16 protein-coding genes are annotated in these 20,139 nt (G+C 73.5%); 6 read left to right on the top strand and 10 right to left on the bottom strand.

Annotated elements, in window-relative coordinates; all coding sequences use genetic code 11:
- Nucleotides 1-10 precede the first annotated feature (10 nt).
- Genes ACFZA0_RS15180 through ACFZA0_RS15170 form a run of 3 tightly spaced genes read right to left on the bottom strand, consistent with a single transcriptional unit; the run spans nt 11 to nt 3,496 of the window.
- Entirely contained in the window at nt 11-1,132 is a 1,122-nt protein-coding gene (locus ACFZA0_RS15180; protein WP_391015940.1) for a TolB family protein, read from the bottom strand.
- Nucleotides 1,129-2,649 (bottom strand): MFS transporter, encoded by a 1,521-nt coding sequence (locus ACFZA0_RS15175; RefSeq protein WP_391015938.1) that lies wholly within the window; start codon nt 2,647-2,649, stop codon nt 1,129-1,131. The genes ACFZA0_RS15180 and ACFZA0_RS15175 overlap by 4 nt, the downstream gene beginning before the upstream one ends.
- Nucleotide 2,650: 1 nt before the next feature.
- On the bottom strand, nt 2,651-3,496 hold the full coding sequence (locus ACFZA0_RS15170; protein ID WP_391016547.1) for an alkaline phosphatase family protein: 846 nt from the start codon (nt 3,494-3,496) through the stop codon (nt 2,651-2,653).
- 330 nt (nt 3,497-3,826) lie between these two features.
- Between ACFZA0_RS15170 and ACFZA0_RS15165 the strand changes: the two genes are divergently transcribed.
- Nucleotides 3,827-5,530, top strand: a complete 1,704-nt coding sequence (locus ACFZA0_RS15165) for an esterase-like activity of phytase family protein (RefSeq protein ID WP_391015936.1) — start codon at nt 3,827-3,829, stop codon at nt 5,528-5,530.
- An 86-nt stretch (nt 5,531-5,616) separates the two neighbouring features.
- Here ACFZA0_RS15165 and ACFZA0_RS15160 read toward each other — a convergent pair whose 3' ends face one another.
- Entirely contained in the window at nt 5,617-6,798 is a 1,182-nt protein-coding gene (locus ACFZA0_RS15160; protein ID WP_391015933.1) for a serine hydrolase, read from the bottom strand.
- Nucleotides 6,799-7,549: 751 nt separating this feature from the next.
- Nucleotides 7,550-8,155 (bottom strand): TetR family transcriptional regulator, encoded by a 606-nt coding sequence (locus ACFZA0_RS15155; protein WP_391015931.1) that lies wholly within the window; start codon nt 8,153-8,155, stop codon nt 7,550-7,552.
- Nucleotides 8,156-8,436: 281 nt separating this feature from the next.
- Here ACFZA0_RS15155 and ACFZA0_RS15150 point away from each other — a divergent pair, with 281 nt between their 5' ends.
- Entirely contained in the window at nt 8,437-10,092 is a 1,656-nt protein-coding gene (locus ACFZA0_RS15150) for a DHA2 family efflux MFS transporter permease subunit (RefSeq protein ID WP_391015928.1), read from the top strand.
- A 151-nt stretch (nt 10,093-10,243) separates the two neighbouring features.
- Here the strand turns inward: ACFZA0_RS15150 and ACFZA0_RS15145 are convergent, their stop codons facing one another.
- Nucleotides 10,244-10,801 carry an Lrp/AsnC ligand binding domain-containing protein gene (locus ACFZA0_RS15145; RefSeq protein ID WP_391015926.1) on the bottom strand — a complete coding sequence of 186 codons (558 nt, stop codon included), beginning with the start codon at nt 10,799-10,801 and terminating at the stop codon, nt 10,244-10,246.
- A 260-nt stretch (nt 10,802-11,061) separates the two neighbouring features.
- Between ACFZA0_RS15145 and ACFZA0_RS15140 the strand changes: the two genes are divergently transcribed.
- A complete protein-coding gene (locus ACFZA0_RS15140) occupies nt 11,062-12,558 on the top strand; it encodes an FUSC family protein (RefSeq protein WP_391015923.1) in 1,497 nt (498 codons plus the stop codon).
- Between the two features lie 349 nt (nt 12,559-12,907).
- Entirely contained in the window at nt 12,908-13,948 is a 1,041-nt protein-coding gene (locus ACFZA0_RS15135; RefSeq protein WP_391015920.1) for a beta-propeller fold lactonase family protein, read from the top strand.
- A 123-nt stretch (nt 13,949-14,071) separates the two neighbouring features.
- Here the strand turns inward: ACFZA0_RS15135 and ACFZA0_RS15130 are convergent, their stop codons facing one another.
- Nucleotides 14,072-14,995 carry a sirohydrochlorin chelatase gene (locus tag ACFZA0_RS15130; RefSeq protein ID WP_391015918.1) on the bottom strand — a complete coding sequence of 308 codons (924 nt, stop codon included), beginning with the start codon at nt 14,993-14,995 and terminating at the stop codon, nt 14,072-14,074.
- 249 nt (nt 14,996-15,244) lie between these two features.
- Nucleotides 15,245-16,255: a BadF/BadG/BcrA/BcrD ATPase family protein gene (locus ACFZA0_RS15125; RefSeq protein ID WP_391015915.1), complete on the bottom strand. Its 1,011-nt coding sequence runs from the start codon at nt 16,253-16,255 to the stop codon at nt 15,245-15,247.
- Nucleotides 16,256-16,400: 145 nt separating this feature from the next.
- Here ACFZA0_RS15125 and ACFZA0_RS15120 point away from each other — a divergent pair, with 145 nt between their 5' ends.
- Nucleotides 16,401-17,090, top strand: coding sequence for a uracil-DNA glycosylase (locus ACFZA0_RS15120; RefSeq protein ID WP_391015912.1), 690 nt, complete (start codon nt 16,401-16,403; stop codon nt 17,088-17,090).
- Between the two features lie 48 nt (nt 17,091-17,138).
- Here the strand turns inward: ACFZA0_RS15120 and ACFZA0_RS15115 are convergent, their stop codons facing one another.
- Nucleotides 17,139-18,224 carry a WD40/YVTN/BNR-like repeat-containing protein gene (locus ACFZA0_RS15115; protein WP_391016545.1) on the bottom strand — a complete coding sequence of 362 codons (1,086 nt, stop codon included), beginning with the start codon at nt 18,222-18,224 and terminating at the stop codon, nt 17,139-17,141.
- A 270-nt stretch (nt 18,225-18,494) separates the two neighbouring features.
- On the opposite strand from ACFZA0_RS15115, the gene ACFZA0_RS15110 reads away from it, so the two are divergent.
- Nucleotides 18,495-19,082, top strand: coding sequence for a DUF3592 domain-containing protein (locus tag ACFZA0_RS15110; RefSeq protein ID WP_391015909.1), 588 nt, complete (start codon nt 18,495-18,497; stop codon nt 19,080-19,082).
- Between the two features lie 31 nt (nt 19,083-19,113).
- Here ACFZA0_RS15110 and ACFZA0_RS15105 read toward each other — a convergent pair whose 3' ends face one another.
- Nucleotides 19,114-19,836 (bottom strand): VOC family protein, encoded by a 723-nt coding sequence (locus ACFZA0_RS15105; RefSeq protein ID WP_391015906.1) that lies wholly within the window; start codon nt 19,834-19,836, stop codon nt 19,114-19,116.
- Nucleotides 19,837-20,139 lie beyond the last annotated feature (303 nt).

The raw sequence follows: 20,139 nt of genomic DNA, 5'->3' as shown, positions 1-20,139 counted from the left end.
CCGCATGCCGTCAGTTCACGTATGCCGGGGATATCGCCGCCCTCGTCAGCAGGTGGGGTGTTCCGGTGCCGTCGGCGGGGACGGTGTACAGGTCGGTGCCGTAGTCGCCGGGGAGGGAGTACACCAGGGTCCTGTCGTCCCGCCAGACGCCCTGGTCGTCGACGCTGCGCGTCTCCGCCAGCGGGGTCTCGCGGCCGGTGGCGAGGTCGAGGACGTACAGGCGCCACGGGGCGTCCGCCGGCAGGCCGGGCACCCGTTTCTTGTACGCGACCCTGGTGCCGTCCGGGGAGAGCGACGGGCACTCGACGTTGGAGTGGACAGTGGTGACCGTGCGGCTGCGCAGGTCGCCCCGGACCAGGTAGGTCTTTCCCTTGGTGGCCAGCGTGGCGTAGAAGGTGCGGTCGTCGGAGGCGAAGGTGACGCCCCAGAAGTTGACGTCGGGGGAGCGGTACGTCCTCCCGTCCCTGACCACGCGGAAATCCTCCAGGGAAGGGGTGATCGCGCCGGTGCGGACGTCCACGATCGCGGTACGGGTCGAGAAGTCCGTACCCGCGTAGGAGTCGCCGCCGACGAACGCCGTCCAGGCCGCGTAGTGCCCGCTCGGCGAGACCCGGGCCCGGGACGGGATGCCGGGGACCTCGTACCGCGCCCTCTCCTTCAGCCGGGCGTCGAGGATCAGCGCCCGGTAGGTGTCGGACATCGTGCCGTGCACCGCCTGGAGGCAGACGCCGGTGCCCGCGGCGGCGTAGAACCGCAGGCACTTGACGCCGGACGCGGTGCGCGGGGCGTCGGGGTCGCCGGTGGGCACGGTGACGATCTCGTCCCGGTGCGGACCCCACGCCAGGTTGCGGAAGACCGCCCGGCCGGGGTCGGTCAGGACCACCCGGCCCTCGGTGACCGGGGGCCCGCCCGCCTGGGTCCTGTCTCGTTCGCCGGCCCGCTCCGAGGCGTGCAGGACCGACGCGGTACCGATGCCGGCCAGCAGGAGGAGCGCGGTGAGGAGGATCAGGAGGCGGGCGCGCAGGGTCGTTCCGGTTCCACCGGCGCTTCCTCCTGCTTCCCCGCCTCCGGTTCCGGGTTTCCCGTCCGGGTGGGCGTTGTCGTCCGTCGCGTGCTGTGTGTCCGTCGTCATGAGGCGGCCTCCGTGGTCGGGCGTGGGCGCAGGAGCAGTGAGCAGAGCGCGCAGCCCGCGAGCGCCGCCGTCGAGACGCCGAGAGCCGTACGGTCGCCCCACAGCGTCCAGGCCGCTCCGAAGGCGAGCGAGCAGACGAACCGGGCGAGCGCCTGGCCGGTCTGGACGAGTGCCAGTCCCGAGGAGCGCAGATGCTCGGGCACGGTCTGCGAGGCGGCCGCCATCAGGACGCCGTCGGTCGCCGCGTAGAAGGTGCCGTGCAGCAGGAGGACCAGGTAGGGCAGCGCGGTGCCGTGCCACGAGGTCAGCAGCAGGGCGTACGCGAGGAGCAGGGCGCCGTGGCCGCCGAGGAAGACCTGCCAGCGGCCGACCCGGTCGGCGAGGCGGCCCAGCGGCACGGCCAGCAGCAGGAAGGCCGCCGCGGTGCCGAGCGGCAGCAGCGCGAACCAGCGTTCGGGGACGCCGAGGCGGCGTTGCAGCAGCAGGTAGACGAAGGAGTCGCTGACCGTGGCGAGGCCGAGCAGCAGCGCGCAGAGCGCGATCCGGCGCAGGTCGCGGCGGCCGAGGAGGGCGAGAGCGGCCCGCAGGGTGGGCTGAGGGGCGGTGTCCCGCCGAGAGGCCGCGGCCGGTGCTTCGGCGTCCCCGGCTTCCGTCCTTCCGGCGTGCGCGCTCCCGGCTTCGGCGACGCCCGCTTCCGCGCCTCCCCCTTCCGCGCCGCCGGTGTCCGCACTCCCGGTGCCCGCGAGCCGGTCCGCCCCGGCCGCGCCCGCCGGGGTCGCACCCGCTCCGGCCGCGCCCGCCCCGCGCCCGGCCCCGGCCCCGGCCCGCGAGCCCGGGACGAACAGGACCAGCACGAGCACCCCCACGCACGCCACGCAGAAGCTGACCGTGAAGACGGCGTCGTAGCCGTCGACCGTGGCCCGCAGGATCAGGAACGCCACCAGCGGGCCCAGCAGGGCGCCCGCCGTGTCCATCGCGCGGTGCACGCCGAAGGCGCGGCCCCGGTTGCCGGGGGTGCTGGAGAGCGAGATCAGGGCGTCGCGCGGGGCGGTGCGCAGCCCCTTGCCCGTACGGTCCACCGCGAGGATCGCGCCGATGGGGGCCAGGGTGTGCGCGACGAGCAGCAGGGGCTTGCAGACCGCGGAGACCGCGTAGCCCAGGCCCGCCACCCACTTGTGGCGTCCACCGCCCCGGTCCGCGAGGTGTCCGCCCGCGAGGCGGACGACGCCCGAGAAGCCGTTGTAGATGCCGTCGAGCAGCCCGAAGCCGAGCGGTGACAGGCCGAGACCGGTCACCAGGTACAGCGGCAGCACGGCGGTGACCATCTCCGACGACACGTCGGTGATCAGGCTGACCGCGCCGAGGGCGAGGACGGTGGGGGCGATCGCGGCGCGACGCCGCCCGGCGGGGGGCCGGGCGGCGCCGTCCGCGGACGCCGACGGGCCCGACGGGTCGGCACCCTGGTCGGGCCGGGTCGTGAGCTCCGGCGAGCTCGATCGGCTGTCCGCTACGTACACGTCACGAGGTCCAGACGCCGGTGATGTCCTTGGCGGAGGCGGCGTTCCCCGCGTGGGTGGTCAGGCCCTGCGAGTCCTCCAGGGTGCGCAGCAGGTCGTAGTGGTTGTAGGTGGTGGCGGACGACGAGCCGGCCGTGACCTTCTGGCCGTACAGGACGGTGGCGATGCGGTTGCCGCTGATCAGGTTGTCCTCGTCGAAGGTGACGACGAGCAGGCTGTTGTGCGTCTTCGCCCACGTCGCGTACGCGGACAGGTTGTTCTTGAGCCACGTGTCGCCGGTGGCCACCGAGCAGTCGTGCATGTCGCTGCACAGGTTCGGTACCACGAAGGACAGTTGGGGCAGCGTGGTGTAGTCGGTCGGGAACTGCGCGAACGTCTTCGCCGTGGACGTCGGGACGTTGCTGAACCCGAACCACGGGTTGTGCTTGCGGGCGTAGTTGCCGCTGCTGCAGGTCGTCGAACCCTGGCTGGGCAGCGTCTCGTTGTAGCTGGCCCAGGTGCGGCCGGCGGCGATCTGCTCGGACGCGAGGTTGGCCGCCGAGGAGAAGCCGGCGGTGTAGCAGCTGTCGCTGGTGATGCCCTGGGTCGAGCCGGAGAAGAGCGCGAAGTAGTTCGGCTGGCTCGGGTGGGTCTCCGCGTAGAACTGGCTGAGGTTGGCGCCGCCCGTCTTGAGGGAGTTGATGTAGGGCGCGCTGGAGGAGCCGATCACCTGGCTGTACGCGTGGTTCTCGAAGACCACCACGATCACGTGGTCCGGGGCCGGGACGGTGGTGGCGGCCGACGCCGAGCTGCCGAGACCGGCCCACAGGCCGATCGCCGCGGCCGTGAACGCGAGGCTGGACGCCAGGGCGACCGGTCCTCTGCGGAACGGGCCGCGCCGGCGGCGGGGGAGGAATGAGCGGGAACTGCCGGACACTTCTACCTCCGGTGGGGAGACGGTGTGGAAGGGTGCGCGCAGAGCATGTGCACGCCAAGATGCGGCCGGTGCACGCGCACCGTCCCGGCAGGTGAAGAGCGGGTGAACTGCCGGACGGCGACTCGGTGCGGCGACTGCCCTCCCGGGCCTCGTCAACTTCCGCGGTGGGAAGGGGGGATATTGCGAAAGAGCGGGCGCTTGTGAACCCGGAGTTCATCTGCCGTAGTCCGGCCCTATACCGGCGACCACCAGGTTCGGGACATGACTCACAGATCCCTTTCCCGTGTCCCCCTGCTCCGTGCTCCTCGTGCTTCCCGCGCCCGCACCGCCGTCGCGATCGGTGTCGCCGTCGCCGTGGTGGGGGCCGGTACCGCCGCCGCCCAGGCCGGCGGATGGCTGTCCTCCGCGCCGTCCCACGACTTCCGGTCCGTGCCGGACACGTTCACCGGCCACGGCACGGTGACCGGTGACGTCCTGCGCAACGACACCGGCGCGACCGTGGTCGTGCGCCACACCGCCCCCGCCGACGGCAAGGTCACGGTCGCGGCCGACGGCTCGTTCACCTACACGCCCGACGCGGGCTTCAAGGGCACCGACACCTTCACCTACACGGCGTCCGACGCGGTCCAGCTCTTCAAGGACACCCAGAGGAACGGGACTTCGCTGCCCGCCCTCGACAAGGTGGCCGGACCCGGCGGCACCACGACCACCGTCTCCGGCGAGGGCTACGGCTCCTCCCTCTCGCCGGTGCCCGGCAGGTCCGGTTATTTCTACGGCCTCACCGACCGCGGCCCGAACGCCGACGCCCCCGACGGCAACAAGTCCGAGATGGAGACCGGATTCACGCCGCAGATAGGCGAGTTCAAGCTCGTCGACGGCAAGGCGGAACTGGTCAAGAAGGTCACCCTCAAGGGCCCGAAGAAGCTCGGCGGCGTGAACTACAGCGGCCGCCCGCCGCACGACACGAGCGAGGTCATCGACGACGTCGACGCGACAAACGCCAACGGCGGCACCCCTGTTCCGGTCACCAAGGACGCCTACGGCTACGACTCCGAGGGCCTGGTGGCGCTCCCGGACGGGACGTTCTGGGTCTCCGACGAGTACGGGCCCTACATCACCCACTTCGACGCCAACGGCTACGAACTGGGCCGGCTGACCCCCTACCGCGACAGCGCGGACAACGCCTCGCACAACATCGTCGGGTTCCTTCCCGCCGAACTCGCCGACCGCGTCAAGAACAAGGGCATGGAGGGCCTGACCGTCACGCCCGACGGCTCGACCCTGGTGGGCATCATGCAGTCCGCGCTCCAGCAGCCCGACCTCGGCAGCACCAAGGCGGCGGGCGTCACGGCCACCCGCATCGTCACCGTCGACCTGCGCACCTACAAGACCAAGCAGTACCTGTACCTGCTGGACGACCCGGCGACCACGGGCGACGCCAACAGCGAGATCACCGCGCTGTCCAACACGAAGTTCCTCATCGACGAACGGGACGGCGCCTTCGAGCCGTTCGCCGGCAAGACGCTCTACGAGGCGGACATCAACGGGGCCACCGACGTGAGCGGACTCACCGTCGGCGGCAAGTCGCCCGAGGCGTTCGTCGGCACGTCCCGCACCAACGCCGCGCTCACCGCGCTGACGGGGGCCGGAGTCAACGTCGCGCAGAAGCAGACCTACGTCGACCTCGGCTCGCTGGTCAGCCAACTCGACCCGAGCGGCGCCTTCTTCGGGCACGACAAGGTCGAGGGCGTCGCCACCGCGGACGGCGGCAGGACGCTCTACCTCTCCGACGACAACGACTTCGGGATCGACACGATCGCCGTCGACCCCGACGGCAAGTGGACCGTCCACCAGAAGACGCTGCCGTCCACCGGGCAGACCGACAACGGCGAGATCCTCAAGGTCGACACGACCAAGCTGCCCGCCGTCCTCAAGACGGTCACCGTGACCGTCCACGTGCGCTGACCCTCCCGCGCGCCGGCGCCCCACGACCGACGGGCCCGCCCGGCTGCTCGCCGGACGGGCCCGTCGGGGCGGTGCGCGGCCCTCGGTCAGGCCTTGCGGCGCAGCAGTGCGCAGACGAAGTCCTCCTGCACGGCGCGCAGTTGGCGCAGCAGCTCCGGCTTCTGCGTCTTGTTGGTCTGCGTGGTGATCGAGAAGGTGATGGCGCGGCGTCCGTCGGGTGTGGCCGCCGCGAACTGCGTGTACCCGGGGAAGTTGCCGGTGTGCCCGAGGACGACGCCGCACCGGGTCGTGTACCGGAAGAGGGCGAGGCCGGCCTCGTTCCTGCCGGGCCCCGCCGGTTCCGACGCGCCCTCGCGCCAGCGTCGCTGCTCGCGCACCGTACGGTCGCCGAAGAGCGCCCCGCCCGCGTAGGGGCGCACGAAGCGGTTCAGGTCGGCCGGGGTGGAGACGATCCCGCCGGAGGCCCAGACGCCCGAGGCGCTCAGGACCTCGCTGATGTCCTCCGGCGCGGCGGGCGGCGTCACGTCGTAGCCGTGGAGGTACGGGGAGGGCAACCGGTAGCCCTGCGGCAGGCTGGTGTCGCGCAGGGCGAGAGGCCGGTACACCAGGCTGCGCAGCAGCCGCTCGTACGGACTGCCCGTCGCCTGCTCGGCCATGAGGGCGACGGCGATGTTGTCGGAGTTGGAGTACCGGTAGCTGCTGCCGGGCCGGAAGCGCAGCGGATCGCCGGCCACGTAGTCCAGCAGGCGCCGCGAGTCGAAGTGGTGGTGCGGGTCGGCGGTGACCGCCGCGATGAAGCCGGGGGCCTCGGTGTAGTCCGGCAGCCCGCTGGTGTGGTTGAGCAGCTGCCGCAGGGTCACCTTGCCCCAGGCGGCGGGCAGGCGGGGCAGCCGGTCGCGCAGGGTGTCGTCGAGACCGAGCACGCCCCGGTCGACGAGGCTGAGCGCCACCGCTCCGCTGTACGCCTTCGCGACGCTCGCCACGCGCATGTGGTCGTCGGCGCCCGGCGGCCGCCCGGTCGCGAGGTCCGCGGTGCCGGACCGCAGGACGCGGCTGCCCTTCTCGTCGCGGAGCACCGCGATGACACCGGGCGGCCCGCCGGGCGTGGCCACGAGCCGGTCGAGCCGGCGGTGCAGGTCGCGGTCGCCGTCGGCGGTGGCCGCTCCGGCCGGCTGGAGGGTGGTGAGGCAGGCCGCGGCGGCGAGGCCGGCAGCGACACAGACGTGCCGCAGCCGGGGGCGGCGGCGCGGGGCGGTGCGTGAGGGCATCGGTTTCTCTCCCGAGGTGGTCCGAGGGTGCCCGCCCAGCGTCCGGTGCCCGCGCCGCCGCGGCCTTCCGGGCTGCTGCAACCGGCGCAACGCCGGACCGGGGGGCGGAACCGGGAGGGCGCAGCCCTGTGCGCCCCGGAGGCGAACCCGGGAGCTTCTCGGTCTGCGCCGCGTGAACGCGCGGGCGGCTCCGCCGCATCCGTCGTCCGTGCCCGCCGCGGGGAGGCCGCACGGCGTCAGATCCACGCGAGCTGGTGAACTGCCGACGCGCCGACGGCAGTTGTCCTGCTTCCGTCGTCACCGGCACGGGGTGCGCGGCCACGACGGGGGCCTCGACGTGACCGTCGACGTCACCGACACCGGCCGTACCATCCGGTGCGGACGTCGCGCGGGTGCACCTCGGCGCATCCGGCAGGAAGCCGGCCGGCGTCCGGTTCGCGGACAAGGCCCTCGCCGCCCACGGCCGGGTCGCCCCCGTGTCGGGCCGGAGCGACAAGGCCACCCCGCGTGTCCCGTTGCGTCAACTCCCGTACGGGGAAACCGGAAACGGCACCTGGACCACGGCGCCGGGCGCCCGTGGCGTGGGGCGTTGCCCGTCGGCCCGCGCGACGTCCTCGCCGGGCGGGTCCACCTCACCGCAGGCCACCGAGCGCACCCAACCGGCCTCGCGGACAGCTCGGTCGGCCGCCGGGGCGCCGCCCGGCCGTCGTGCCGGACGGCGCCCCGGTGGCGTGCCCGTGTCCCAACGGCCCTATGCGGAGCGGGAGTCGACCGTGTCGTCGGGGTTGTCCGGGGCCGGGACCAGCAGTCGGGCGACGTCCCGGGCCACGGCGCGGATCTGGGTGTCGGTGGCCGCCAGGCCCTGTGCGGCCAGCAGGACGATGTTGGCGCTGAGCAGCGCGGCGCGCAGCCGCAGCGCCTCCTCCACCGAGGCGTCCGGACCGGTCACGATCTCGAAGAGTTCGGTGAGCCGGGCGAAGACGTTCTCCTGGCCCGGCCCGAGCTCCCGCAGGACGCGCTGGTTCGCGAGGGCGAAGCGCATGGCCTGCATGCCCTCCTCGGTCATCAGGTCGACCATCCGGTCCACCGCGCGCACGCGCAGCTCCGGGCCGCGCGGCTGCGCCCCGGCCCAGGCGACCAGGGCGTCGAGGTCGTCCAGGTGCTTCGCGAAGATCGCGCGGACGATGTCCTCCTTGCCGCTGAAGTGGTAGTACAGGGCGGCCTTGGTGATGCCCAGGCGCTCGGCGATCTGCCGCAGCGAGGTCGCCTCGTAGCCCTGGTCGGTGAACAGTTCGAGGGCCACGTCCCGGATCTCGGCCTTGGTCTCACTGCCCCGCCGATGTCCTGTCGCTGCCATCGCGTCCTCGTTCCCTGATGCCGGCGTCACGCGCGCGGCTCCTGCGCCGATCGTGGCCGGACGGCGTCTGCTTGCCAACTTACCGGGCGACAAGTAATCTACTTAACGGCCGGTAAGTACGGCGTGATTCCGCGGTGCGGCAGGTGTTCACACGCGCGCGGATCGGACCGCGATGACCCGCACCCGCGAACGGCCGTCAAATTGTTCGAATTACGCGTTCGGGCTCTCGGGGGATCGATCCGGAAGTCCGTTTCCCGCTTCTTTGCTGAAAGGCACCAGCCGTGACGCAGACCGCGACCGAGAAGGCCGCAACCGAGGCGGTCCCGCCGCCGCGCTTCACCCATCGCGAGATCATGGTGACGATGAGCGGCCTGGTCATCGCCATGCTGCTGGCCATGCTCGACAACATGATCGTGGCGCCCGCGCTGCCCACGATCGTGGGTGACCTCGGCGGCCTGAACCACCTGTCCTGGGTGACCACCGGATACGTCCTCGCCTCCACGGCGGCGACCCCGATCTGGGGCAAGCTCGGCGACCTGCTCGGCCGTCGCGTCACCTTCCTCTCCTCCATCGCGCTGTTCCTCGTCGGATCGGCGCTCTGCGGCATGTCCCAGAACATGGGGGAGCTGGTCGGGTTCCGCGCGCTCCAGGGGCTGGGCGCGGGCGGCCTGATGGTCGGCGTCATGGCGGTCCTGGCGGAGATCGTGCCGCCGCGCGACCGCAGCAAGTACCAGGGCGTGATGATGGCGGTCATGCCGGTCGCCATGATCGGCGGCCCGCTGGCCGGCGGCTTCATCACCGACCACCTCAACTGGCGCTGGGCCTTCTACGTCAACCTCCCGCTGGGCATCGTCGCCCTCGTGGTCTGCTGGTTCGTCCTGGCCAAGCTGCCCCGCAACACCTCGGGCAAGGTGCGCGTCGACTGGAGCGGTGCCGCGCTGCTCACCGTGTGGATCACCACCCTCGTCCTGATCACGAGCTGGGGCGGCACGGAGTACGACTGGGGCTCGGCGGTGATCATCGGCCTGGGCGTCGTCACCGTGGTCGCCTTCCTGGCCTTCGTCGCGGTCGAGCGACGCGCGGCCGAGCCGGTCATGCCGCTGTCGGTCTTCGCCAACCGCAACTTCAGCCTCGCCGGTGCCCTCAGCTTCGTCGTCGGCTTCGCGATGTTCGGCGGCGTGACGCTGCTGCCGCAGTTCCAGCAGTACGTGCAGGGCTCCTCGGCCACCAACAGCGGTCTGCTGCTCATGCCGATGATGCTCGCCGCGATGGTGGTCTCGCTGGCCGGCGGCGCGCTCATCAGCCGCACCGGCCACTACCGCGCGCTGCCGATCGTGGGCAGTGTGCTGATGTCGGCGGGACTGGCGCTGTTCGCCACGATGGGCCCCGACACCTCCCGCACCCTCACCTCGTCCTACATGGTGCTGCTCGGTGCCGGCATGGGCTGCCTGATGCAGACCACCATGCTCATCGCCCAGAACAGCGCGCCGCTGCGTGACGTCGGTGCCGCCACCGGTGCGGCCACCTTCCTGCGCAACATGGGCGGCTCGCTCGGCGTGTCCATCCTCGGCGCCCTCTACACGAACACCCTCGCCGACTCCTTCAAGTCGAGCGCGGGTTCGGCCGCCGGCGGCGCGGACTCCGGGTCGGTGGCGCAGATGACCCCGCAGATGCTGCGGTCGCTGCCCGACAACGTCCAGAAGCTCTTCGCGGACGCCGTGAGCGACGGTATCGACAAGGCGTTCGTCTGGGGCGCCGCCGCCGCGGTCGTCGGCATCGTCGTCGCCCTGTTCATCCGCCACGTCCCGCTGCGCGGCTTCGACGCGCCCTCGGACAAGGGGGCGGGAACGGACGCCGCCGCGGCGGTCCCCGCGACCGCCACGGCCACCGCGACGCCGACGGCCCCGGCCGCGGTCGCCGAGGGCGCGGGGGAGTGACGCGCTGACGTCGACCGGTCGCGGCACGCGCCGCTCCCGCAACCGGTCGGCCGGACGGCCCCGCACGGCACTCGCCGTGCGGGGCCGTCCGCGTGCGTGACCGTCGGGCGAGGGCGCCCGACGGCGGTGAACGGAGGGGCGTGCGCTGCCGTCAGGCCCGGGTCCGGCCCTGCGCCTGTGCCTGGCCCTGCGCCTGGCCCTGCGCCGGGCTCTGCGCGGACGCGTGCGCCGGCCGGGCCGCGGCCTCGCGTCCGAGCGACTCCACCAGGGGCAGCAGCCGGTACGGGACGCGTTCGCGCAGGGCGACCTCGGTGCGGGTGCGGACCACTCCGGGGAGGCTGATGAGCTTCTGGATCACGTCCTCCAGGTGCGCGTTGTCCCGCGCCACCACCCGGGTCAGCAGGTCGCCGCCCCCGGTGATCGAGAACGCCTCGACGATCTCCGCGACCGCGGCCAGCGCGTCGCCCACGTCGTCCAGGTGCCCCTGGGTCACCTCGATGTGCACGAAGGCGAGCACCGGGTGGCCGAGCGCCGCCGAGGACAGCGTCGGCCCCGTACCGGTGATCACGCCGTCCCGTTCCAGCCGGTCGAGCCGGGCCTGAAGGGTCCCCCGGGCGATGCCGAGCACGCGCGCGTACTCGCGCGCGCTGGTGCGCGGCCGGTCCATCAGGAGCCGCAGGATGCGGGTGTCGAGCTCGTCCACTGCCACGGTCGTACCGGCCTCTCGTCTGCCTCGGTTCGGCGGTGACTGTACCAATGGCCCAGGCAGGGGGCCTTCCAGTGGGCCGGTCGCCGTAGGCCGTTGGCACCCCGTCGGCGCGATGTCCCTCGACCGTGGTGGGCCAATGGACCAGTGAATCGGAGATCACTTGAGCAGTCGGGGGAGCGGGTGTTTCCATGGACGGGTCGACGGCGCTGCGGATCTCGCGGCGCCTTTTTCATGCCACTGGGCGGAGGGGGCGGGAAGCCGTGCTGAGAAGGATGTTCGTCGCGCCGGACCCGGGCCGGACGAGGCTGCGCTTCGCCGCGCGGGCCGTCCTCGGCATCGGTCTCGCCGTCGCCGTGTGCGCGCTCGTGGGCCACTCGCTCACCGGCGGTGTCACCGGCGGGCTCGCCGCGCTGCTCGCCCTGTTCACCGTCGCCGACCCCACCGTCCGCCGGCAGGCGGCCACCACCGCGCTGCTGCCCGTCGTCGGCCTGCCCGTCCTCACCCTCGCGGCGCTCCTGCACGACCACGCGGTCGCCCGTGACCTCGCCTTCCTCGCCGTCGTCGGCGCGGGTGTGTACGCGCGCAGGTGGGGGCCGCGCGGGCACAGCCTCGGCGTGTTCGCCTTCATGACGTACTTCATCGCGCAGTTCGTGCACGCCACCGCGGGGGACCTGCCCGAGCAGTACGCGGCCGTGCTCCTCGGTGTGCTGTCGGCGGCCGCGGTCCGCTTCGGCCTCTGGTGCTACGAGCGCCGTCGTCCGCCCGTGCCGGTGCCCGCCCCGGCACCCGGACGCGGGCTGGCACGGGTGACCACCCGGCAGGCCGTGCAGGCCGTGGCGGGCTCCGGGTTCGCCCTCGTCGCGGGCCAGTTGATCTCGGGACAGCGCTGGTACTGGGCCGTCGGCGCCACGTGGTGGGTGTTCGTCAACACCGCGTCGCGGGGCGAGACCCTGGTCCGGAGTTTCCGCCGGGTCCTGGGAACCGTGCTCGGCATCGGGCTCGGGCTGCTCGTCGCGGTGCCGGTGCGCGGTGCGGAGGCGCCCACGGCGGTTCTCGTCGCGGTCTGCGTCTTCGGCATCTTCTACACCGCCGCCGTCTCGTACACCTGGATGATGCTCTGGGTGACCTTCATGGCCGGGCTGCTCTACGGGCTCCTCGGTGTCCTCGAACCCGGCCTGCTCGCGCTGCGGTTCGCGGAGACCGGCGTCGGGGCGCTCGGCGCGGCCCTCGCCGTGCTGTTCGTCCTGCCCGTCACCACCCACGCCGTCACCGACGCCTGGATCGCCCGCGCCCTGCGCTGCGTCCACGCGTGCACCGCCGAGGCCGCAGCCCGGCTGGCCGGGACCGAGGGCGCCGACCCGGCCCCGCGCGTGGCCGAGCTGGAGCAACTCCTGGGCCGGGTGCGGCTCGCCGTCGCACCGCTCGTCCATCCGCTCAACCCTCTGCGCGAGCGCAGGCGGCGGGCCCGGCGGGTGCTGGCACTGCTCGACGAGTGCGCCCGGGAGATCCGCGGACTCGTCACGGTCGCGGCGGATCCCGAGGCCTCGCACGACGCCCGCCTCGCCGCCGCCTGCTGGCGGGTCGAGGCGGCGGTGGAGGCACTCACCGACGGCGGTTCCGGGCACGACGGCGGCCTCGCGCCGTCGCCGCCGGCGGAGGGCCCGGCCCTCGCCCACCTCCACGGCGTGGAACGGGCGCTCGCGGAACTGGCGGCACCGCTGCGCGTCCGCTCACGCACGGGCCTGGTCGACGCCTGACCGCTGCCGCCCTCGGCGGGACCGTCACTCCGCGTCGCGGCGGGGCGCCGGGGGCGCGCCCGCGACCCGGCGGTCCGGCTCTCGGGCGGCCGTGGCTCCGCCGCGTTCCCGCGTCGCGCTCTCGCTCCGGCCACGAGCAGGGCCGGGCGGCCGTCCGCGCCACGTCACGTCCGGGGCGGCCGCCTCACACCCGTGCTCGTCGCGCGCCCGCCTTCTTCCCCACCGTCACCCTCCCGCGAGCCGCCCGAACCCCCGAGCCGCGCCGAGTGCGCCGTCCCGCTTGGTCTAGACCGCGTTTGATCGACTGCTACCGTCACCCCCGACGAGCACCCGGCGAGAGGGGACAGCGGTGGCAGACGGCGGCAGGCGACGGGAACGGGCGTTCATCGGGTCCTTCACGGCCGCGGGCGGCCCGGGGGTCGTCATCACGGCGCGGGACCCGGAGAGCGGCGCGCTGACCCCGCTGAGCAGCGTCGACGGCGTGCTCGACCCCTCCTACCTGGCCCTGTCGCCCGACGGCGGCACGCTCTACGCGGTCAGCGAGACCGCGGACGGCGCGGTCGCCGCCTACCGCGTCGGCGGTGACAAGCCCGAGCTCGCCGGTCGCCCGGTGCGCGTCGCCGGCAGCAGCCCCACCCACCTGAGCCTGTACGACGGGCACGTCCTCACCGCCAACTACGGTTCCGGCAGCGTCACCGCCGTCCCGCTGCGCCCCGACGGTGCTCTCGCCGACGCCGCCTCCGGAGTGCTGCGGCACACCGGTTCGGGCCCCTACGAGCGCCGCCAGCAGGGTCCGCACGCCCACCAGGTGCAGCCGGACCCGAGCGGGAGGTGGGCCGTCAGCGTCGACCTCGGCACCGACTCGGTACGGGTGTGCACGCTGGCCGACGGTGCCCCGCGGGTGACCCGGGAGGTCGCGCTGCGCCCCGGCTCCGGGCCGCGCCACCTCGCCTTCCACCCCGACGGCCGCCACGCCTACGTCGTGAACGAGCTGACGCCGACCGTGACCGTCTGCCGCTGGGACGCGGAGTCGGGCGCGCTGGAGCCGTTGACCGAGACGTCGGTCCTGCCGGTCGCCCCGGCGGGCGACGCCTACCCCTCGGGCATCGCCGTCTCGTCCGACGGCCGCTTCGTGTGGACGGCCACGCGCGGGGAGGACGTCCTGTCCGTGTTCACCGTCGGCGCCGACGGTGAGGAGCTGCGTCTGGTCGGCACCGTGCCGTGCGGCGGTCACTGGCCGCGGGCGATCACCGTCGCGGGCGGACATCTCTACGTCGCCAACGAGCGGTCGGGCGACGTGACCTGGTTCGCCCTCGACGAGGCCACCGGACTGCCGGTGCTCCGGGGCGCGATCGACGTCACGGCCGCGTCCTGCGTGATCGTTGGCTGACCGGCCGCCGGCCCGGCGGTCATGCGGAAACCCGTACGGGGCCTGCCCCTCCTCGACCAGGAGGGGCAGGCCCCGTACGGGTTCGGTACCCACCGCGCGGGCCGCGTGCCGCGCGGCCGTCGGTCAGTGGGCCGGAGTGCCCTGGGCCTGCTGCGGTGCGATGCCCAGCGAGGTCGTGTACTTGGCCAGCACCAGCTTGCCGATCGCCGGGTACGGGCCGAGCGGCTCGGCCGCCGCGCAGTCCGCCTCCTTGGCCGCGGCCGCGACCAGTTCCCCGTCGACCTCCGGGCCGATCAGGTACGGCGCGAGCGCCAGTTGCTGGGACCCCGAGGCGCGCAGCTGCTCCGCGATCGACAGGATCGAGTTCTCCTGGTCCAGCGCCGCGGCCATCACCGGGACGGCCAGCCGCGCGGCCAGCAGCATGCCCGTGATGCCCGCCGCCTGCACGGCCTCGTCGCCGCCGACGGACGCCAGGATGATGCCGTCCGCCGCCGTCGCCACGGTGAACAGGCGGGCGCGGTCGGCGCGGGCCAGGCCGGCCTCCGAGAGCCGCACGTGCAGTGCCTCGGCGAGCAGCGGGTGCGGGCCGAGCACGTCGGTCAGCTCAGCAGCGACGCGGCTCTCCATGACGGCCTGGCGCAGCCGCCGCAGCAGGGCGTTGTCGGGACCCGCGAGCAGCGGCACCACGACACCGACCGGCCCGTCGGGCTCCTGGACGTCGAGGCCCGCGGACTTGGCCTGCTCGTAGCGGGCGGTGCGCTCCTCGGAGGCACGCGCGAGCACGGACCGCAGGGTCGGGAACTCGTCGTCGTCGCCGTCGAGGTAGCCGATCCGGGCATCGAGGCCGGGCAGCTCGGAGCGCGCGATGCTCACGACCTCCTCGGCGAGGCTGCGCGTGGCGGCACTGGGAGTGCCGGGCACGGCGAGAACAAGCGCGGGCGCACCCTCGGGCGCCGCCAGCGGCTCGGGCCGACGGTGGCGGCCGGGCTGGCGGGGGCGCGGCATTCGTACAGGCAGGCCGGACGCGGGCCCAGTGGGGGAGCTCATGGCGCCGCATGTTACTGGCTTACCGGGTTGCCCTGTTCGGGGAGGGTACAGGTGAGCGTTATCCGTCCGGTTTTGTCTGACTGTTTCCGGACGGATCGATTGCGTCCGAGGTGAGACCCCCTACGCCGACCGCCGACCCGCCTGCGGTCACGAGTGCGCACGAGGACGGTTGTTGGGTCGCCTGCCCCGTGCGAACTGCCGACTTCTTGCCGTTCGTCCCTTTTTCGGGCGCTTCATCTGCCGTGTCTGTTACGCCTGTTCCGTTCGGGAGATCCGCAACAGCAGCTCGTCCTGCGGCAGGACCGTCGAGCCGGCGGCCAGATCGGTGGCGATGCGGACGGCGCCGTGCAGCGGATCCCCTTCGGCGGCCACCCGCCGGGCGTGCGGAAGCCGCCGCGACAACTCGGCCTCCAGCGGCCCGAGAAGCACCTCGCCGAGCTTCAACAGGCCCCCGGTGAGGGCGACTCGAACCGCTCCTTCGGTGGGGCACACCGCCGCCGCCGACTCCGCGATGTGCCGTGCGGCGGTCCGCACGACGCCGCCGGCGACCGGGTCGTCCCCGGCGAGCGCGGCCACCCGGGGTGCGAACGAGGCCAGCACGGCGGCCCGGTCCTCGCGCGGATACAGCCTCCCGGGCAGCTCGGCGGCGGGGCCGAAGAACTCCTCGGCGGCGGCGAGCAGGGGTACGGAACCGCCGTCCCGTCCGTCGTGGGCACGCAACGCCGCCTCCAGGCCTGCCCGGCCGATCCAGGCGCCGCCGCCGCAGTCCCCGAGCAGGTGCCCCCAGCCGTCGGCACGACGCCACCGGGTCAGGTCGGTGCCGGTCGCGATCATCCCCGTACCCGCGGCGACCACCGCGCCGGGGCGCGGGCCGAGGGCCCCGGCGTACGCGGTGACGGCGTCGGCGGCCAGGGCGAGCGTCCGCACACCGAACGCCCGCGCCAGGGCGTCCGGCAGATCGGCGCGCAGGGCCTCCCCGAGTCCGGCGAGCCCGGCCGCTCCGACGACGGCGGTCGGCAGCCGGACCAGACCGAGGGGCGCCATCAACGAGCGCGCCATGGGCGTGAGTTGCGCCATCAGATGGTCCGCGTCGATGCCCCGCGGCCCGGTGCGGACCGGCAGCCGCGACTCCAGCGGCGCACCCGGCGCGCGGCCCGGGACGCCGACGACGACGCGCAGCCCGGAACCGCCCGAGTCGACCGCGAGGAAGCCGTCGGCGGGACCGGTGCCGCCGGAGCGGTCGTTCTGTGGGCGGGTCACCAGTCCCTCTTCTCCCTGAAATCCTCTGCGCCGACGGCGAGTTCGGACGCGACGAAGAGGAAGGCTAGCCCCAGGTGGCGGCCCGGGGCGGCAGTACGCCGGTACGGGGCGTGGCGCCCTGCCGGGGATCAGTAGAGTTCGGGTTGTGGCACCACAACCTCTTCACGAACTTGTCGAAGCCGGCTGGGCGAAGGCCCTGGAGCCGGTGGCCGGTCAGATCGCCCGCATGGGCGACTTCCTGCGCGCGGAGATCGCGGCGGGCCGGACCTACCTGCCGTCCGGGAAGAACGTACTGCGTGCGTTCCAGCAACCCTTCGACGACGTCCGGGTGTTGATAGTCGGGCAGGACCCCTACCCCACTCCGGGCATGGCGATCGGCCTCAGTTTCGCCGTGGCGCCCGAGGTGCGGCGGCTGCCCGGAAGCCTGATCAACATCTACCGGGAGCTCCAGGCCGACACCGGCGCGCCGGCACCGCGCGACGGCGACCTGACCCCCTGGACCCGGCAGGGCGTCCTGCTGCTCAACAGGGCGCTGACCACCGCCCCGGGCCGCCCCGGCGCGCACCGGGACAAGGGCTGGGAGGACGTCACCGCGCAGGCGATCCGTGCCCTGGCGGCCCGCGGCAAGCCGCTGGTGTCGGTCCTGTGGGGGCGCGACGCGCGCAACCTGCGCCCGTTCCTCGACGAGTACCCGGCGATCGAGTCGGCCCATCCGTCGCCGATGTCCGCCGACCGGGGCTTCTTCGGCTCGCGTCCGTTCAGTAGGGCCAACGACCTGCTCGTGCGGCAGGGCGCGGAGCCGGTGGACTGGAGCCTGCCCTCCGACGCGCAGTAGCCGACGCGGTCCGCGAGGTCCGCGCGGACCCGGGAGCCCGCCGGGTGCTCAACTCACCACCGCCGCGCGGACGCAGAGCACGTCGGGCAGGTGCGAGGCGAGCTGCCGCCAGGTGTCGCCGTCGTCCGTCGAGGCGTACAACTCGCCGTTGCGGTTGCCGAAGTAGACGCCCGCCGGGTCGTCGTCGTCCGTGCACAGCGCGTCGCGCAGCACCGTCCCGTAATGGTCCGCGCGGGGCAGGCCCGCCGAGAGCGGCTCCCAGCTGCGGCCCGCGTCCGACGTGCGGAAGACACGGCACCGGTGGCCGGCGGGGACCCGGTCGGCGTCGGCCGTGATCGGGAAGACGTAGGCCGTGTCGCCGCGGTGCGGGTGGGCGGCCATCGCGAAACCGAACGTGGACGGCAGCCCCTCCCCGATGTCGGTCCAGTGCGCCCCCGCGTCGTCACTGCGGTACACACCCCAGTGGTTCTGGAGGTACAGCCGGTCCGGGTCCACGGCGTCCTGCGCGACCTTGTGGACGCACTGTCCGAACTCCGGGTCCGGGTCGGGCAGGAACACCGCGGAGACACCGGAGTTCGAGGGGGACCAGGACGAACCGCCGTCCGACGTGCGGAACACGCCCGCCGTCGACACGGCCACCGTCACGGCGGCCGGGTCCCGGGGGTCCGTCACCACCGTGTGCAGGCCCTCGCCGCCGCCGCCCGGCACCCACCGCGAGCGCGTCGGATGCTCCCACAGCGGCCGCACCAGTTCGAAGCTCTCGCCGCGGTCCTCCGAGCGGTAGAGCGCGGCGGGTTCCGTGCCCGCGTAGACCACGTCGGGCTCGGCCGCCGCCGGGTGGAGCTGCCACACCCGCTCCAGCGAGGCTCCGGTGTCGCGGGGAAACCTGACGGCGGGGCTGGCGGGCTCGGTCCAGGTACGGCCGAGGTCGTCGGAGTGGAACACGGAAGGTCCCCAGTGCGCGCTGTCGCCGCCCGCCAGCAGGCGGGGCCGCTCCCCACGGGTGTCCACGGCGACCGAGTAGAGCGCCTGGGCGTTGAAGTACGGGTGGTCGTCGAACTCCCAGGCGCCCGCCCGCCGTCGTCCGACGAACAGACCCTTGCGGGTCCCGACCATGAGCAGGACCTCGGACATGCCGACCACCACTTCCACGACGCCTTCGTCCAGGACACCGGTCAGTCTGCTCCCACCCCCTGACAGTGTCCCCCGGATGCCGAGTCGGCGCAGGTCAACGCGCGCGTCACGGAAGGCGCGGCAGACCGATCGCCCGTTCGGGAACTCGGGACGGGCAACCACCCATGGGATCGCCCGGACGGGGGAACACGGTCAGGGCACGAGGGGTGGGGTCCGCCGCGCGGGCGGTGCCTCTCGGGGGTGTTGGCGCGCTCAGAGGAGGAGCCGTTGATGGCGTTCCGTGGTCCCGGGGTGTGGCTGTGGCGCTGGCGCCGCAATCCGCTCAAGCGTCGTGCCGATGTGACGGACGCCTGGATCGGCCTGGCGTCGTGGGTCCTGGCCGTGCTGGCCGGGACGCTGGTCGGCCTGGTGGTCGCCCGTTCCGTGGACCAGGGGCTGGCCGAGCAGCGTGCCACGTGGCAGCCGGTGGTGGCCCGCGTGACGGTGAAGGCGCCGCCCGTCGGCACGGTCCAGGCGCGCAGCGGCGTCCGTGACGACACCGTCCAGACCACGGTGCGCTGGACGGCCGCCGACGGCTCCGTGCACACCGGACAGGTCCGGGTGGGGGCGGGCAGCCCCGTCGGCACCCCGGTCACCGTGTGGTCCGACCCCCGGGGGCGGCTGGTGACCGAGCCGGCCACCGCCTCCCAGGCGCGGCTGCGGGCCACGCTGACGGGTGTGCTGGCCGGCCTGAACGCCGCGGCGGTACCGCTTCTCGTCGGCCATCTTCTGCGCCGCCGCCTCCAGCGGCGCGCCATCGACCGGTGGGACACCGAATGGGCCCGCCTCGGCCCGCTGTGGGGACACACGACCAACTGACGATCGGACCACAACCCCCAAATACAGGGCGCTACTTGGGGGCCAGCACGCAGAACTCGTTGCCGTCGGGGTCGGTCATCAGCGCACGGCCGGACGGACCGGGACCCGCGCCGGTCTCCGTCGCCCCGAGGGCCACGAGCCGCTCGACCTCCGCCCGCAGGTCCCCTTGGGCGGGCGGCGCGAGGTCGAAGTGCAGCCGCTCCCGGCCGGTCCTCGGCATCAGCGGCGGACCGCCCCACGTGATCTTCGGACCGCCGTGCGGGGAGCGGATCGCGGTCTCCTGGTCCTGGTCCCAGACCAGCGGCCACCCCAGCGCCTCGCTCCAGAAGAGCCCCACCTCGCGGGTGCCGTCGCAGGCCAGCGCCCCTACGAAGCCACAGTCCGCGAGGAAGTTGTTGCCGGGCTCGATGACGCAGAACTCGTTGCCCTCGGGGTCGGCGAGGACCACGTGCCCCTCCTCCGGGCGCTGTCCCACGTCGGTGTGGCGCGCACCGAGTTCGAGGGCCCTGGCGACCGTCGCCCGCTGGTCCTCCGGGGACGTGCTGGTCAGGTCGAAGTGCATCCGGTTCTGTACCGTCTTCGGCTCCCGGGTGGGCAGGCAACGGATCCTGAACCCGGTGTCGTCGCCGGGCAGCAGGGCGACACCGTCGCGCGGGTCGGTGGCCAACTCCCAGCCCAGGAAGCCGGACCAGAACCGCGCGAGGGACGCGGGCCGGGCGGCGGAGAAGCAGAGCGCGAACAGTTGGGCGGTCATTCCGGACAACTCCGATTCGCCGTGGGCCTGTTGAGGGCGGACGTCGGGCGTCCCGCCGCAGGGAGAGCTTAGGCCGCGCGTGCCGTGTCGTTGAGGGCCCGGATCTCCGCGGAGCCGTCCGCCGGGTGACCGCTGGGTGACCGCCGGGTCCGTCGTTGGCTCCTCGGACGACGCCTTCCGGCCGCGCCGGTTCACCCCCGCGCCGGTTCACCGTGTACCGGTTCCGACGGCCGCGGGGCCCGCCGCCCTGTGAGGGCGACGGGCCCGGCCCTCCGTCAACAGGGGCCGTTCACGCGGTGGTTG

It is taken from the genome of Streptomyces sp. NPDC008150, assembly GCF_042956945.1.
Taxonomy (GTDB): domain Bacteria; phylum Actinomycetota; class Actinomycetes; order Streptomycetales; family Streptomycetaceae; genus Streptomyces.
The sequence above is the reverse complement of the archived record's forward strand: the minus strand, read 5'-3'. Positions and strand labels throughout refer to the sequence as shown.

Excerpts from the sequence above, each read along its gene's own strand:
- ACFZA0_RS15180 (WP_391015940.1), bottom strand. The coding sequence starts at position 1,132 with ATGACGACGGACACACAGCACGCGACGGACGACAACGCCCACCCGGAC.
- ACFZA0_RS15165 (WP_391015936.1), top strand. The coding sequence starts at position 3,827 with ATGACTCACAGATCCCTTTCCCGTGTCCCCCTGCTCCGTGCTCCTCGT.
- ACFZA0_RS15160 (WP_391015933.1), bottom strand. The coding sequence starts at position 6,798 with ATGCCCTCACGCACCGCCCCGCGCCGCCGCCCCCGGCTGCGGCACGTC.
- ACFZA0_RS15155 (WP_391015931.1), bottom strand. The coding sequence starts at position 8,155 with ATGGCAGCGACAGGACATCGGCGGGGCAGTGAGACCAAGGCCGAGATC.
- ACFZA0_RS15130 (WP_391015918.1), bottom strand. The coding sequence starts at position 14,995 with ATGAGCTCCCCCACTGGGCCCGCGTCCGGCCTGCCTGTACGAATGCCG.
- ACFZA0_RS15115 (WP_391016545.1), bottom strand. The coding sequence starts at position 18,224 with ATGTCCGAGGTCCTGCTCATGGTCGGGACCCGCAAGGGTCTGTTCGTC.
- ACFZA0_RS15110 (WP_391015909.1), top strand. The coding sequence starts at position 18,495 with ATGGCGTTCCGTGGTCCCGGGGTGTGGCTGTGGCGCTGGCGCCGCAAT.
- ACFZA0_RS15105 (WP_391015906.1), bottom strand. The coding sequence starts at position 19,836 with ATGACCGCCCAACTGTTCGCGCTCTGCTTCTCCGCCGCCCGGCCCGCG.